The organism is Candidatus Nitrosacidococcus sp. I8 (genome assembly GCF_945836005.1).
Lineage (GTDB): Bacteria > Pseudomonadota > Gammaproteobacteria > Nitrosococcales > Nitrosococcaceae > Nitrosacidococcus.
In genome coordinates, this window is the sequence record NZ_OX241534.1 from 780,402 (window position 1) to 794,455 (window position 14,054).

Annotated in this window: 14 protein-coding genes and 1 pseudogene; 10 read left to right on the top strand and 5 right to left on the bottom strand. The window is 37.7% G+C overall.

Annotated elements, in window-relative coordinates; all coding sequences use genetic code 11:
• Window positions 1-148 precede the first annotated feature (148 nt).
• From hpnI to OOL07_RS03870, 4 genes are read left to right on the top strand one after another with little or no spacing between them, the layout of a single operon-like run.
• Complete coding sequence (gene hpnI / locus OOL07_RS03855; protein ID WP_264696328.1) at window positions 149-1,282, top strand: bacteriohopanetetrol glucosamine biosynthesis glycosyltransferase HpnI; 1,134 nt, start codon at window positions 149-151, stop codon at window positions 1,280-1,282.
• Window positions 1,279-2,703 (top strand): hopanoid biosynthesis associated radical SAM protein HpnJ, encoded by a 1,425-nt coding sequence (hpnJ, locus tag OOL07_RS03860; RefSeq protein ID WP_264695097.1) that lies wholly within the window; start codon window positions 1,279-1,281, stop codon window positions 2,701-2,703. Before hpnI ends, hpnJ begins: the two co-directional genes overlap by 4 nt.
• Window positions 2,700-3,506, top strand: a complete 807-nt coding sequence (gene hpnK, locus OOL07_RS03865) for a hopanoid biosynthesis-associated protein HpnK (RefSeq protein WP_264695098.1) — start codon at window positions 2,700-2,702, stop codon at window positions 3,504-3,506. Before hpnJ ends, hpnK begins: the two co-directional genes overlap by 4 nt.
• Window positions 3,507-3,541: 35 nt before the next feature.
• Window positions 3,542-4,516, top strand: coding sequence for a flippase-like domain-containing protein (locus OOL07_RS03870; protein ID WP_264695099.1), 975 nt, complete (start codon window positions 3,542-3,544; stop codon window positions 4,514-4,516).
• Here OOL07_RS03870 and OOL07_RS03875 read toward each other — a convergent pair.
• Together OOL07_RS03875 and OOL07_RS03880 are read right to left on the bottom strand one after the other, a co-directional pair.
• Complete coding sequence (locus tag OOL07_RS03875) at window positions 4,509-5,102, bottom strand: hypothetical protein (protein WP_264695100.1); 594 nt, start codon at window positions 5,100-5,102, stop codon at window positions 4,509-4,511. The two genes, OOL07_RS03870 and OOL07_RS03875, sit on opposite strands and share 8 nt — an antisense overlap.
• Before the next feature lie 14 nt (window positions 5,103-5,116).
• Window positions 5,117-5,635 carry a urate hydroxylase PuuD gene (locus OOL07_RS03880; RefSeq protein ID WP_264695101.1) on the bottom strand — a complete coding sequence of 173 codons (519 nt, stop codon included), beginning with the start codon at window positions 5,633-5,635 and terminating at the stop codon, window positions 5,117-5,119.
• Window positions 5,636-5,844: 209 nt separating this feature from the next.
• Between OOL07_RS03880 and OOL07_RS03885 the strand changes: the two genes are divergently transcribed.
• Window positions 5,845-6,420: a peroxiredoxin family protein gene (locus OOL07_RS03885; protein ID WP_264695102.1), complete on the top strand. Its 576-nt coding sequence runs from the start codon at window positions 5,845-5,847 to the stop codon at window positions 6,418-6,420.
• A gap of 32 nt (window positions 6,421-6,452) precedes the next feature.
• On the opposite strand, the gene cysZ is transcribed toward OOL07_RS03885, so the two are convergent.
• From cysZ to thiS, 3 genes are all read right to left on the bottom strand, one after another.
• Entirely contained in the window at window positions 6,453-7,190 is a 738-nt protein-coding gene (gene cysZ / locus OOL07_RS03890; RefSeq protein WP_264695103.1) for a sulfate transporter CysZ, read from the bottom strand.
• Window positions 7,191-7,203: 13 nt separating this feature from the next.
• The gene (locus tag OOL07_RS03895; protein WP_264695104.1) at window positions 7,204-7,992 is read right to left on the bottom strand and encodes a thiazole synthase; all 789 of its coding nucleotides are present in this window, start codon (window positions 7,990-7,992) and stop codon (window positions 7,204-7,206) included.
• Window positions 7,993-8,054: 62 nt separating this feature from the next.
• Window positions 8,055-8,255 (bottom strand): sulfur carrier protein ThiS, encoded by a 201-nt coding sequence (thiS, locus tag OOL07_RS03900; protein WP_264695105.1) that lies wholly within the window; start codon window positions 8,253-8,255, stop codon window positions 8,055-8,057.
• 61 nt (window positions 8,256-8,316) lie between these two features.
• Here thiS and OOL07_RS03905 point away from each other — a divergent pair, with 61 nt between their 5' ends.
• The 5 genes and pseudogenes from OOL07_RS03905 (at window position 8,317) to hsdR (ending at window position 14,028) form a co-directional block, all read left to right on the top strand.
• A complete protein-coding gene (locus tag OOL07_RS03905) occupies window positions 8,317-8,847 on the top strand; it encodes a hypothetical protein (protein WP_264695106.1) in 531 nt (176 codons plus the stop codon).
• Between the two features lie 164 nt (window positions 8,848-9,011).
• Window positions 9,012-10,469: a class I SAM-dependent DNA methyltransferase gene (locus OOL07_RS03910; RefSeq protein ID WP_264696329.1), complete on the top strand. Its 1,458-nt coding sequence runs from the start codon at window positions 9,012-9,014 to the stop codon at window positions 10,467-10,469.
• Window positions 10,470-10,495: 26 nt separating this feature from the next.
• A pseudogene (locus OOL07_RS03915) lies at window positions 10,496-11,410 on the top strand (restriction endonuclease subunit S); the annotation flags it as partial.
• 54 nt (window positions 11,411-11,464) lie between these two features.
• Window positions 11,465-11,680: a restriction endonuclease subunit S domain-containing protein gene (locus tag OOL07_RS03920; protein ID WP_264695107.1), complete on the top strand. Its 216-nt coding sequence runs from the start codon at window positions 11,465-11,467 to the stop codon at window positions 11,678-11,680.
• Window positions 11,677-14,028, top strand: a complete 2,352-nt coding sequence (hsdR, locus tag OOL07_RS03925; RefSeq protein WP_264695108.1) for an EcoAI/FtnUII family type I restriction enzme subunit R — start codon at window positions 11,677-11,679, stop codon at window positions 14,026-14,028. The genes OOL07_RS03920 and hsdR overlap by 4 nt, the downstream gene beginning before the upstream one ends.
• The last annotated feature ends 26 nt before the right edge of the window (window positions 14,029-14,054 follow it).

Here is a 14,054-nt window from a genome sequence, read left to right on the forward strand (position 1 = left end):
TAAAGTTTTAAATAAACAATACTCTTTAAAAAAAGTAGTTTATCATAGATTTTTCAAGAAAATAATTAGTTATATTCTATATTTTAAGGCGTAATACATCATTTTATTTAGGTAAATTAGGAGTACTAAAATAACAATTTTTTATATTATTACTTTTATTTGTGTTGCTATTTCAGCATTTTATTTGCTATTTGCAATGTATCAAATAAATATTTTTGCTATGCAAAAATGGACACCACCGGATGTATATCCTTCAGTTTCTATACTGAAACCCATTTGTGGTCTTGATGTGGAATTGTATGAAAATCTCTGCTCTTTCTGCAACCAAGATTACCCAGAATACCAAGTAGTGTTTGGCGTTACAGATCCAAAAGATTCTGCTATCCCTATTATAGAAAGGGTATTAAAAGAGTTTCCCTACTTAGATTTGAAGCTAGTTATAGATAGTAGGTTATATGGGTCTAACCCTAAGGTGAGTAATCTGATTAATATGTACCCCTATGCTAAGCATGATTATTTAATCATGGCTGATAGCGACATGCGAGTTGATTCTACTTATTTAAGCAAAATAATTTCTCCTTTTAAAAATCCCAAAATTGGTGCAATTACTTGTTTATATATAGGGATTCCTATTGGGGGAATTGCATCCCAGCTAGGTGCTATGTTTATTAATGAATGGTTTTTGCCTTGTGTGCTTGCTACCAATGCTATACAAAAAATCAAATACTGCTTTGGTCCAACCATGGGAGTTCGCCGTGATCTCTTAGAGAAAATTGGTGGATTCCATAAACTCTCTTCTTATTTAGCTGATGATTATATATTAGGAAAATTAGTTTCAGAGCTAGGTTATCAAGTTTATCTAGTACCATATTTAGTACAAGATATTATTAAAGAGTCTAGTTTAAAGAGTTTATTTTTCCATGAGCTACGCTGGGCAAGAACTATATATAGTGTTCAACCGGTAGGGCATTTTTTTTCTATAGTCAGTAATGTTATTCCTATAGCCTTATTATTTCTGATTGCTGCCCCTTCTCTTTCCTATGGATTAATTGCACTTAGTATTATTTTAATTCTAAGATTGCTAATGCACTATGTTATCCAGAATAAATTTAGGGTAAATACTCGCTATGCTGATCGCTTTTGGTTAATACTTTTTCGAGAAATATTTAGCTTTATAGTATGGGGAATCAGTTTCTTTGGTCGAGAAATATCTTGGCGTCATCGTACTTTTTCAGTTAAGGCCAACAATCAATTAGTATTTAAGGAGACTCAGAATATATGATGAAGACTTTATTCCTTAATCCTCCTTCTTTTGAGGGATTTGATGGTGGAGCAGGTTCAAGATATCAAGCACGGCGAGAAATTAGATCCTTTTGGTATCCTACTTGGCTTGCTCAACCTGCAGCACTTATACCAGAGAGTAAATTAATAGATGCACCTGCCCGAGGTTTATCTTTGCAGGATATTTTACCATTAGTAAACGACTATGAATTAGCCATATTACATACCAGCACACCATCATTTAATAATGATGTAAGAGTAGCCGAATCTTTAAAAGAGGCTAATCCTAAACTTAAGATAGGATTAGTAGGTGCTCATGTAGCTGTTAATCCAGAGCCCTCAGTACTTGCGTCTTCTGCTATTGATTTTGTTGCTCGTAATGAGTTTGATTACACCATTCAAGAAGTTGCCCAAGGCCATTCATTAGAAACTATTCATGGTCTTAGCTATAAGGTTGATGGAAAAGCAATTCATAATCCCGAGCGAACATTGATTGCAAATATGGATGATCTCCCTTCAGTTATTGATGTATATAAGCGGGATTTAGTGATTGAAGACTATTTTATTGGCTACCTAGAGCATCCTTATGTTTCTTTTTATACAGGTCGTGGCTGTAAATCTCATTGTACTTTTTGCCTTTGGCCTCAGACGATTGGTGGACACAAATATCGTACCCGTAGCCCTGAAGTAGTTGCTGAAGAAGTTGCAAAAATTCAGCGTTACTTTCCACAAGTCAAAGAGGTATTCTTCGATGATGATACGTTCACCGATGATAAAGTCCGTACTGAAGAGACTGCACGTCTATTAGGAAAACTAGGGGTCACTTGGTCTTGCAATGCAAAAGCAAATGTTCCCTATGAAACCTTAAAAATTATGAAGGATAATGGATTACGGTTATTGCTTGTAGGTTATGAAACGGGTAGCCAGCAAATTTTACTTAATATAAAAAAGGGGATGAAGGTAGAATTTGCTCGTCGCTTTACGGCAGATTGCCATAAGCTAGGTATTAAAATCCATGGTACCTTTATTGTAGGCTTACCAGGGGAAACTCGAGAAACTATCCAAGAAACTATCCGTTTTGCTCAAGAAATCAACCCTCATACCATTCAAGTATCCTTAGCTGCTGCTTATCCAGGTACTTTCTTATATCGTCAAGCAAAAGAAAACGGTTGGCTACGGGAGAATAATCAAGGGTTAGTGGCAGATAATGGGCTGCAAATCAGTTCACTAGAATATCCTCATCTTTCCCACGAAGAAATTTTTATTGGGCTTTCTGAGTTTTACAAACGTTTTTATTTTCGCCCCAAAAAGATTGGAGAAATTACTTGGGAAATGCTCCATAGTTGGGAAATGACAAAGCGCCGTATGAGAGAGGCAGTGGAATTTTTCCGCTTTCTAGGGCAAAGAGAAGATAGTGCATGAAGCAGCTCATCATCACCGGAGATGATTTTGGTCTTTGCTCATCTGTAAATGAAGCGATTGAACAAGCCCATTGCCAAGGAATACTTACCACCGCAAGCTTGATGATGGGTGAATCTGGTACTCAGAATGCGATTGATCGTGCCCATAGATTATCTACCCTAAAAATTGGATTACATATTACCGTAGTAGATGGAACCCCTGTATTACCTCCGCAGATGATTCCTGATCTAATAGGAGAGAATGGACGTTTCCGTAGCCAATTATTTGGATCTGGAGTTCGTTTTTATTTTATACCTAAAGTGCAGAAACAGTTAGAGGATGAAATTAGAGCACAATTTAAAGCTTTTGCAGCTACAGGATTGTCTCTTGATCATGTCAATAGCCATCATCATATGCATTTACACCCTACTGTACTTCAAATTATTCTCAAAGTGGGGCAGGAATTTGGAGTACGTGCAATTCGTCTTCCCTATGAGCCTATTTTCACCGTTTCAAACTTATTTCTTGGATTATGGGTACATTTTATGACCCATCAATTGCGTAAAAATAATATATTAAATAATCAGTTTATCTTCGGATTAAAAAATACAGGAAAAATAGATACTGCTCAAATTCTACAGATTATAAATAACCTTCCTGAGGGTGTATCTGAGCTCTATACCCATCCGGATTTAAATATTTCTGGCAACTCAAGTTCTGGTTTTTTAGAGCTCTGCACGCTTACTAGTCTAGAGGTAAAAGAGTCTTTGAGATCGCAGCAGATAAAAATAATTACTTTTAGCGATCTTTCTACTAATAACTAGTTTTTTATTTTCTTTAAACTTTAAAAAATTTCGATATGCGTCTAAGCATACTACTGATTACTATTGCAGGAATAACCCTAGCAATATGGCTTATCACACAACAAGGTTTAGATAATGTCATCCAAGCAATCTTATCTGTAGGATGGAAAGGTATCCTTGCAGTCGTTATGACTCATATTCTTCAAATTATCTTCTCTGGAATAGCTTGGAGGGTTTTGTTTCACAATTCTTGGTCTCCTTCTATACCTGCATTTGTCCATGCTAGATGGATAAGGGAGGCAATGGATAATTTAATACCTATGGTAGTCGCTATTGGTGGTACTTTTATTGGTGCTAGATTATTAACCTTAAGGGGGTTAAAAAGCAGTGATGCCAGTGCCAGTGCAATTGTTGATTTAACTGCAGAAGCAATAAGTCATATCGTATTTACCTTATTAGGGTTAGGATTATTAATACATAGCGGGTATCATGGGCAAATTGTTAAATGGATTTTAATTGGATTAACAGTGCTTATATTTAGTATATTTATATTTATCTTAATACAAAAAAGTGGTGCGTTGCTTTCTGTAGAACGTTTTTTTTCTTGGATTACAAAGCGTTTCTCAATTTCAAATGCTCTTAAAGGGCTACATAATAATATTCAAGGGTTTTACCGTAATCCAAAGGCTATCCTAACCTGCATTTATATACACTTCATTGCTTGGTTTTTAGGATCTTTTGAAATATGGTTTATTCTGCATTTTGCTGGGGTGCCTACCAGTTTCACTCAAGCGATTATTTTAGAGAGTTTAGGTCAAGCAATTCGGAGTGCGGGGGCAATGGTACCCGGTGCTTATGGTGTTCAGGAAGGAGGATATATGATTCTAAGTTCCTTATTCGGTATTGCTCCTGAAATGGGGCTAGCTTTATCTATCGTTAAGCGATTACGGGATATTATTTTAGGGATTCCTGCATTAATTGCACTACAGGTATTAGAATATAATAAAAAACAAGTTAAAAGTATTATTTAGTAGCTTTAAAATCTGATTCAGAATTAGTTATAGCAGGATCTAAATCAATAATTTTTTGCGAATCTCCAGATCTATCATGCTCTATAATTTTTGCTTGGTTGTTTTTAAAATGAGGTAATAGATTTCCCCTTTTTCTATACACTATATAGCCAGCAGTTGCTGCTCCTCCAGTAGCTAGCAAAGCGATGAGTCCTGTCACCATTTGAAGAGAGAATAATCCTACCCCTAAACCAACCACGCCGGTAATAATTGCACCCGATTTAAAATTAGCTTTGGCGTGGGCACGCCCTGTCTCTTTCATAATCTGGCGATGAGTTTGTTCAAATACTCGGTTTTTCTCTTCTGCGGTTGAAAGGAGTATTCGTTCTCGCTCTTGAGAGAGGCCTTCTTTTGCTTTGGCGAGTGCATCTTTTTTAAGATGGGCAGCAATAGAGTTAAACCAAAAAGCAACTAAAATGCTAATAATTAAAGCTAAAGAAGCATACAGCATCCATATCCATGAAATTTCTTGGGTGTTTAGAAAAGCAACCGTCAGAATTACTGCGGTTGCTTGACTAAGGATAACTCCAGGTAAAAATCTAAACACAAATGCAAAGATGACTAGAATAGTAACCCATGGGAAGCTCCTCCCATGAATAACAACATCGGTAAAGAAAGCATAGTATTAGTCCGAGAGGCAAGGAATGCCACTCTGGCTGCTTTCTTTTTTTTCTCTGGAGTGGCTTCTACAAAGCCCAGCAATTTCTTCTGATTAGGCCAAATCAGTACCCAAACATTAAAGAGCATGATCGTACCTAGCCAAGCACCCATGCCTATAGTAGTTAAAGCAAGGTTATGGGCACCTACTCCAAGAGTAAAAGCACCATGAATACTATATTGAGGTGCAGTTTCTAGGTAAATTAACCCAGAAAGCCAAGTCACAAGTGCAGACCATCTAAAGAAAAATAGTGCCCTAGGTGCCACATATTTACTAATGGCTGCAGGACCTGGTCCTTGTGAGTCATTATTAGCAGCCGCTACTGCTTGAGTTTGGACTAAATTAAAGTAATAAAGTAATCCTATCCAAGTAATTCCTGCAAGAAAATGTAACCACCGATCTAAAACTAATATAGAGTCCATAATGATTATTCACCAATAAAAATGTTAACTAGCCAGCACTTTAATTACTGCAACAAGTACCAGTGCTAAGACAATTCCAGAAATAATCGTACCAGTGACAGTATCTAAAGGATTATTCATAAATCTCTCCTAATTTTAAGCTCATTACACGTTAATACCTATTATAATGGGTACTAAATGAATTTTAGTATAGCTTACTGGAGAAATATATGCGTGCAAGCGGAATTTTACCTGCGCCTGAATGGCAGGTATCTCAATGGTTTAATACTCCTCAACCTTTGAGTGTAGCTGGTCTTAAAGGAAAAGTCATTGTACTTCATTCTTTTCAAATGCTTTGCCCCGGCTGCGTGATTCATGGATTACCTCAAACTCAGAAAATCACTAACTTGTTCGATGAAAATGATGTGACAGTCATTGGGCTACATACGGTATTTGAACATCACAATGTAATGACACCAGAAGCACTTGAGGCGTTTATTCATGAATACCGCTATACTTTTCCCATCGGCGTAGATCAACCCGATGGAAAGCAAGGACTACCTTATACGATGCGTACTTATAATATGCAAGGAACACCGAGTTTAATACTCATCGATCATCAAGGCTATATTCGTAAACATAGTTTTGGTCGGGATGAAGATATGCAGGTTGGGGCAGAAATTGCTCTTTTAGTCCATGAAGCTAAAATCGCTGCTGCCCAGCATAATAGCCAAGCTGCTGATCATGTAAAATCTAAAGAAAAGCATGAAAATAAAGGCTGTGACGAAGATAAATGTTGTGTATAAAATTTTAACTAACTTTTAAATAGTCTATAATTTCAATCTCTAGGATTTAAATACCTTACCCACAATAGGGTAGCACTAGCCACTGCAGTGGGCATTGCAAGGAAATTGATTAAAGGGATACTATTCATCAACACCACACTTACGCCAAATCCTAACCCTAGTCCTCTAAACTGACGTAGTCTATCTCGTTGTTCTGTAAAAAAAATTCCATGGTTACCCATGGGATAATCTAAGTATTCTAGTGCTAACATCCAACCATTAAAGCCAAACCATAAAAAAGGGGCAATAATATTAATGCCCGGAATTAAAAATAAGATAAGAAAAGGAATAGCTCGAGAAAGAAAATAACCTATTTTATTGATTTCTGATTTTATTGCCTGAAACCCCTCTTTAGCTAATCCTTGCCAAGGGGTAGCTAATTCATCTACAGGTGTATGGGTTAGTTGCTGTTCAACGGCTTTAGCCAGCAAGCTATTAAAAGGAGCACCAATAAGATTGGTGCTCATGGAAAAGGAAAAGAAAAAAAACAACCCTATTGCAATAGCAAATAAAGGCCACAGTAGCCAATGTAGCCAAGTAATCCAGCTCTCTTGCGGAAGAAAAGAATTCATCAAATCACTAAAATAAGTGACTCCTAGCCAAACAAAAAGACCAAAGAAAACAAGGTTAATGGTAAAAGGAATATACACATAACGCCGCAATCCAGGGCGATGAATCAAATGCAATCCCTGTAAAATAGCACTTGATCCTATAATAAGTTGATTAATCAAATAATTAAACTCACTAAAAAAATAATCCTTCAGTAGGAGAGGAAGCATTGGCATAGCGTTTTCTAGGAATACGCCCTGCGAGATAAGCTTCTCGACCTGCTTCTATCGCTTTTTTCATAGCAGAAGCCATCAATGTGGGATATTTTGCCCCTGCAATAGCGGTGTTCATCAATACCCCATCGCAACCCATCTCCATTGCAATCGCAGCATCTGATGCTGTGCCTACCCCAGCATCTACTAAAATAGGCACTGAAGCATTTTGTACAATCTCTAAAATGTTATAGGGATTTCTGATTCCTAGTCCAGATCCAATGGGGGCAGCTAAAGGCATGACTGCCACACAGCCCATTTTTTCTAAATACCTTGCTGCAATAGGGTCATCGTTAGTATAAACCATCACTTGAAAATCTTCTTTAATGAGGGTTTCTGCCGCTTTGTAAGTTTCTTTTAAATCAGGATAAAGAGTATTTTTATCCCCGAGTACTTCTAGTTTTACTAACCGATGATCATCAAGGAGTTCTCGAGCTAACCGGCAGGTACGCACTGCCTCCTCTGCACTATAGCATCCTGCCGTATTAGGAAGCAGGGTATAGACATTTTGGGGGATAGCATCTAATAAATTAGGCTCATCTTTATTTTGCCCAATATTACTACGGCGTACCGCAATGGTAATAATCTCAGCCCCACTGGCTTCAATAGCCGCTTTTGTTTCTGCCAGATCTTTGTATTTTCCTGTGCCTACTAATAGCCTAGATTGATAAGTCTTTTCTGCAATAACTAAAGGAGAATCAAGGTTACTCATAATGATGTACCACAAGTTTATTTATACTAATAAGCATGAGACAGTTACCAACTATATATATCCTAACCACCACCAATGGCCTGTACTATTTCTATCTTATCACCCCCATGCAAAGTATAATGAAGATATTGGCTATGGGGTACAATAGCTTGATTGACTTCTATGGCAATTCGTTTTCCCTGAAGATTAAGATGTATCACTAGATCAGAGAGTAAGCAATTTTCGGGGATTTGATGGGGTTTACCATTGAGTAGAATTTCCATAGATCTCACTTAAATCAAATTATATTCATTTTATTTTACTTGATTATAGGTACGATCGCACATGGGCTTAAATATCGTTGGTTTTGGTAAGGAACTTATCGCTATCTGTCAGCGAGACACTGGGGCACAAAATTTACCCGTCTCTTCAAGAATATTTTGGGTGAGTATAGGCTGCTATACCCTCTGCCGTTTTTGGATAGCACAATTTCATTATTCTATTTTAGGATCCTTATTTATCGCCCTATTTGATATATCCTTACTTGCCCTCATGGTAGTTGCACCTTTATCCATCAAAGATATGCGGGATAAAATCCAACAAACTTTAATCGGTCTGGCTAGTGTAGGTACCTTAATTAGCCTTGCAGAAGTCATTGCAGAATATGTGTTAGGCACCATTCCTTTTCCCAGTGATCAGCCCCAAGATGCCATCATGATTTTTTTAACCTTACCTCTACTGCTTTGGCGTATTCTAGTCAACATTACTATCATGAGACACGCCCTTTCTTGGCGTGTGGCACCTGCCTCTTTATTAGTAGATGCCCAAATAATTACTGTCATTATGCTCGGTAAAGGGATTGCACGGCATTTTTAATATTCTTTGCTTTAGATAATTATTTTAAGAATCAATTATTCATTCTTATATTCATTCTTACCAAAAAACTGAGTATTTATCCTAAATTGGATTCTACTGCACGCACTATATAAAGGTGGCAATAGAATACTTTTTAGGATCCATAATGGATGGATCAACGCTCCATGTTTGAACAAACTTTTAAGAACATTGATGATTCCCTACGAAAAGATGAGGGTTGTTCTAGTGAATTGGATTATGCTGAACAGTCCTCTTGGCTATTATTCCTAAAATACCTAGATGAATTAGAAATTAATAAAGCTACCGAGGCAGCACTAGAAGGTAAATCCTATCATTTTATCCTAGAAGATTCTTATCGCTGGAATACTTGGGCTGCACCTAAGACAGCCGATGGCAAACCAAATCATGATGCTATTACCACTGGTGATGATTTGATTGAATTTATCAATAATAAACTCTTTCCCTATCTAGCAGATTTTCATCAACGTGCTACCAATGCCAACACCATTGAATACAAAATGGGTGAAATCTTCAATGGAATTAAAAACAAGATTGAAAATGGCTATATCCTACGTGATGTTATTGATTATATAGATACCTTACGCTTTGGGTTACAAACTGAAAAGCACGAACTTTCCCATTTATACGAAGATAAAATTAAGAATATGGGTAATGCCGGAAGAAATGGGGGTGAGTACTACACACCACGCCCATTAATCCGCGCCATGATTCAAGTAATTCAGCCTCAAGTGGGGGAGCATATCTATGATGGTGCTTGTGGATCGGCTGGATTTTTATGTGAAACCTATGAATATCTACGTGGAAAACCTAATTTATCCACAAGTGATTTAGATACGCTGCAAACCCATACCTTCTATGGTAAAGAAAAGAAGAGCCTTGCCTATGTGATTGGGATCATGAATATGATTCTCCATGGCATTGAAGCCCCCAATATTACTCGCACCAATACCTTAGCAGATAATATCACTGGCATTCAGGAAAAAGATCGTTTTGATGTCATCTTAGCAAATCCACCTTTCGGTGGTAAAGAACGTAAAGAAATACAGCAGAATTTTCCAATCAAAACAGGGGAAACTGCCTTTCTCTTTCTGCAGCATTTTATAAAATCCGTCAAGACAGGAGGGCGAGCAGCCATTGTCATCAAAAATACCTTTCTAAGTAATACGGATAACGCCAGCATATCGCTACGTAAGGAGCTGCTACAGACCTGTAATCTTCATACAATACTAGATTGTCCTAGCAAAACTTTTCAGGGAGCAGGGGTAAAAACCGTAGTACTTTTCTTTGAAAAAGGTACCCAAACCCAGAAAATATGGTACTACCAACTTGATCCCGGGCGTAGCCTTGGTAAAACTAATCCACTCAATGACGATGATCTAGCTGAATTTATTGATCTACAAAAAACTTTTACTGATTCTGCTAAAAGCTGGACTATAGATACTACAGATATTAATACTGAAAGCTACGATCTCTCAGTCAGAAATCCTAATGCTACGCCAGAATCTGGCTTACGCTCACCCCAAGAAATATTAGAAGAAATAGCGACTCTAGATAAGGAAACAATGAAGGTGTTAGCAGGGATTGGAGCATTGGTAGAGTGAATAAGGGGTGAGTAACTAGGCAATTAGCTAACGTTCTGACTATACAGAATGGTTATGCGTTCGATTCCAAGCTTTTCAATCCTTCTGAAGGAATACCTATCATACGGATTCGTAGTCTTAAATCAGGTTATGAAACTAGGACAAAATTTAATGGCATTTATGAAAAAAAGTATATTGTTTATAAGGGTGATCTCCTAATTGGTATGGATGGGGAATTTGGTTGTTATGAGTGGTATGGAAAGCCATCATTACTGAATCAGCGAGTTTGCCGATTGCAAGAATTTTCTGATTTACTTTTACCAAAATTTCTTTTCTATGGAATAAATAAATATCTTCAAGCTATTGAAAAAGTAACTAGTTTTACAACTGTAAAGCATATTTCTTCAAATCAGATTCTTGCCATTGATTTTCCTATTCCTCCTCTCCCCGAGCAACACTGCATTGTTACTATTTTAGATCAAGCCTTTGAGGCGATTGCTATAGCCCAGACTAATACGGAAAAGAATTTAAAAAACGCACAAGAGTTATTTGAAAGTCAGCTTGAGGCAGTATTTAGCCAGCAGGGTGAGGGGTGGAAAACTATACTCCTTGGAAAAATTGCTACATTCCGAAATGGAATTAACTTTACAAAATCAAGTGAAGGAATTTCAATCAAAATGTTAGGTGTAAAAGATTTTCAGAATCATTATTGGGCACCATTCGAGGATTTTGAATCAATTATCCCAAATGGCATTGTGCCTGATTCAGACATTTTGGTTGAAAATGACATAGTGTTTGTTAGATCTAATGGTAATTTTAATTTGATTGGCCGTTGTCTTTTAGTTGGAGAGACACCAGAAAGAGTTACTCATTCTGGCTTTACAATTAGATCTCGACTAAATTCTAAAGATATATTGCCTACCTATTTATGTCATTTCTTAAAATCAAAGAATGTACGCTAAGAAATGATTAGCGGCGGCAACGGTGTAAATATTAAGAGTTTAAACCAAGGTGTTTTGTCCCAAATAAATATTTCATTTCCTGAAATATTTAAACAAGCTGAAATTGTTCAATCTTTAGAGAAGACAAAGGAAAAAACCCAACACCTCCAATCTCTTTACCAGCGTAAACTTGCTATTCTAGAAGAATTAAAACAATCATTATTGCATCAAGCGTTTACAGGTGCACTCACAAATAAATCCATCGATACATCTCTTACCAAGGTACTATGAATGAGGCAGAAACCCGAGCGGAATATATTGATCCAGCCTTAGTCACTGCTGGCTGGGGTAGAGTAGAAGGGAGCCGTATTTTACGTGAATTTTCTATTACTCAAGGACGATTACAGGGTGCAGGCAAGCGTGGTAGGGTGGAAATTGCTGATTATGTATTGGTGTATCGTAATATCCAATTGGCAGTGATTGAAGCAAAAGCTTGGAGCAAGCCGTATACGGAAGGACTCGCACAAGCTAAAGGTTATGCCCAGCGTTTAGCAGTGCGTTTTGCCTATGCCACCAATGGGCAGAAAATTTACCAAGTGGATATGGAAACAGGTTGCGAAGGGGATATATCCCATTATCCTAGTCCACAGGAATTATGGGATGCTACTTCTGCCCAAGCCAATGTTTGGTGTGATCGGTTTACTGCTATACCCTTTGAGGATAAAGGGGGGAGTTGGCAGTTACGCTATTACCAAAATATCGCAGTCCGGCGTGTATTAGAAGCGATTAGCCATGGACGTAACCGTATTTTATTGGCGCTCGCTACAGGCACAGGCAAAACAGCGATTGCTTTTCAGGTTGCATGGAAACTATTTCACAGTCGCTGGAATTTAAAAGACTGGAAGCATGAAGGGGCTGAACCTACACGAAGACCACGCATTTTATTTCTCACTGATCGTAATATTCTAGCTGATCAAGCATTCAATACCTTTTCTGCGTTTCCTGAGGGTGGGTTGATACGTATTAACCCTGAAGAAATCCGTAAAAAGGGCTGTGTACCTAAAAATGGCAGTATCTTTTTCACGATTTTTCAGACCTTCATGAGTGGCCCTTCAGAAGAAAACAAGCCCTCACCCTATTTTGGTGCGTATGCTTCAGATTTTTTTGATCTCATCATTATTGATGAATGCCACCGAGGAGGGGCAAATGATGAAAGTAGCTGGCGAGATATTCTCAACTACTTTACTCCTGCGGTACAGTTAGGACTCACAGCGACCCCTAAACGTACTATTAATGCCGATACTTATGCTTATTTTGGCGATCCAGTTTATGTATATTCACTTAAGGATGGGATTAGGGATGGGTTTCTCACCCCCTTTAAGGTAGTGCAGATAGCCACCACGATAGATGATTATGTCTATATGCCTGATGATGATGTAATTTCAGGTGAAGTGGAACAAGGTAAACGTTACGAAGAAAAAGACTTTAATCGTACCATTAAGATCAAAGAGCGTGAAGAGTACCGTGTCAAGAAGTTCATGGAATTGATTAATCAACAGGAAAAAACGCTAGTATTCTGTGCTAATCAAGAACATGCACTGATGATTCGAGACTTGATTAATCAATGTAGCCGAAGCAATGATCCTAATTATTGCCACCGAGTCACAGCAGATGACGGTGCCATAGGTGAGCAGTGGCTACGAGATTTTCAGGATAATGAGAAAACTATCCCTACACTCCTAACAACATCACAAAAACTTTCCACTGGTGTAGATGCACGTAATATACGCAATATTGTGTTATTACGTCCCATAAATTCAATAATTGAGTTTAAACAAATTATTGGACGTGGTACACGGCTTTATGAGGGCAAAGATTACTTTACAGTTTATGATTTTGTAAAAGCACATACATTATTCAATGATTCAGAGTGGGATGGAGAGCCGCTAGAGCCGAAATCGATGGATTCAAAGCTAAGGTTTGAGACTCTATATTCATCAGCGGAACAACAGCCGCTAACAGTTCAAGAAAAGTCTCCTGCACTCTACCAGTCAGTATTGGAAATCAAGCTGGCAGATGGGAAACAGCGTACAATTCAGAGCATGATGGCAACTTCGTTTTGGGGTGCAGATGGAAAACCTATATCAGCCGCACAATTCTTAGAGAATTTATTTGGCATATTACCAAAGTTTTTTAAGGATGAAGATCAACTGCGAGAAGTATGGAGCGATCCAAGCACTAGAAAAAGCCTGCTAGAAAATCTAGCAGACAAGGGGTTTAATATGGAATCCCTAAAGGAAATACAAAAGCTTATTAAAGCTGAAGAGAGTGATATATACGATGTACTAGCCTATGTTGCCTTTGCCAGCAGTACACAAACTCGTATTACACGTGCTGATTATGCTCGTATTAAGATTCAGCGAGAGATAAATAATAGCAACCAGCAAATTTTTATTAACTTTGTATTGGATCAATATATGAATCAAGGCGTTGATGAGCTAGCTGAATCTAAGTTACCATCACTTTTAAATCTTAAGTATGGTGGCATAAATGATGCGATTACAAAATTAGGTGATGTTGCACAGATACGACAAGTGTTTATTAGCTTTCAGCACCATCTATATGAGCCTAGGGTATAGTACATTTAAGTCTCTAGTTTTTTAGA